The organism is Acinetobacter geminorum (genome assembly GCF_013009345.1).
In the GTDB taxonomy this organism is placed as follows: domain Bacteria; phylum Pseudomonadota; class Gammaproteobacteria; order Pseudomonadales; family Moraxellaceae; genus Acinetobacter; species Acinetobacter geminorum.
Genome location: NZ_JABELE010000047.1, coordinates 1 through 1,039, shown reverse-complemented (window position 1 = coordinate 1,039; position 1,039 = coordinate 1). Strand labels below are relative to the sequence as shown.

Sequence of the window (1,039 nt, the reverse complement as noted above, 5' to 3'; positions counted from 1 at the left end):
GGCTTTGTTGCATAAAGCCTTTGAAGGTAAAGTTTTCCTAAGTTGCTAAAATTTAGGTTACAACTTGGGTATGAGGTCTGCCTAATTCTGTAAATTTATTTAATACGGCTACACGTGCATGGATCTCATTCACTTGGCTGTCAAAATTCCTTGAGTAGAGTTTATCGCCTAATAATTTGATGCAATGCATCTTGGTTTCGACCAAACTTCGCCGATGATAACCAGACCACTTTTTCCAAAGGGCTCTTCCTAGACGCTTAACTGTTTTTAGTAATTCATTTCTCTCTTGCGAATGAACTTTTGTATCTTTCCACGGTTTCGCATTTTTTCTTGGCGGAATCACCGCATATGCTTGACGATCTGAGATCACTCGTCTGCAGCATTTAGTGTCATAGGCTCCATCGGTATAGACAGAATCTACTCGCTCATCAAGTGGTATTTGACCAAGTAAATCACCGAGCACCTGTGAATCACTGATATTGTTCGTTGTGAGCTGAACTGCACGTATTTGCAGCGTTTCAGCATCTATACCAATGTGAAGCTTACGCCATTGTCGACGATATTCAGGCTGATGTTTCTTCCGTTTCCATTCACCTTCGCCCAAAAACTTTAAACCAGTTGAATCTACGAGTAGATGTAGACCATTGCTACTTTTTTGGTAGCTAATCGCAATATCAATATGTTTTTGTCTTCTGCAAAGCGTCGTATAGTCTGGCGCTGTCCAATCTAATCCGCAAAGTTTAATCAGGCTTTGTACAAAGCCAGTGACCATGCGTAGAGAAAGACGAAATATGGATTTAATCATTAAGCAGCATTGGATGGCTGTATCGGAATAAGTTTGATTTCGACCATGTTGGCTTTTTGGTTGAGCATACCATTGTGTTTTGGGATCAAACCAAATGGCAATATTCCCACGATTAATGAGAGCTCGGTTGTATGTGGGCCAATTGGTTGTACGGTAGATTTTAGGTGTAGGCTTATTCATCTCAAAATTATATTGTGGAATAAGCCTTTAGAGATAGGTTTGTGCAACAAAGCC

The 1,039-nt window shown here is 40.3% G+C and carries 1 protein-coding gene; it reads right to left on the bottom strand.

Annotated features, from left to right (window positions below):
• Nucleotides 1-52: 52 nt before the first annotated feature.
• Nucleotides 53-985, bottom strand: a complete 933-nt coding sequence (locus tag HJG58_RS18590) for an IS5 family transposase (protein ID WP_001040033.1) — start codon at nucleotides 983-985, stop codon at nucleotides 53-55.
• Nucleotides 986-1,039: the final 54 nt, after the last annotated feature.

Excerpts from the sequence above, each read along its gene's own strand:
- HJG58_RS18590 (WP_001040033.1), bottom strand. The coding sequence starts at position 985 with ATGAATAAGCCTACACCTAAAATCTACCGTACAACCAATTGGCCCACA.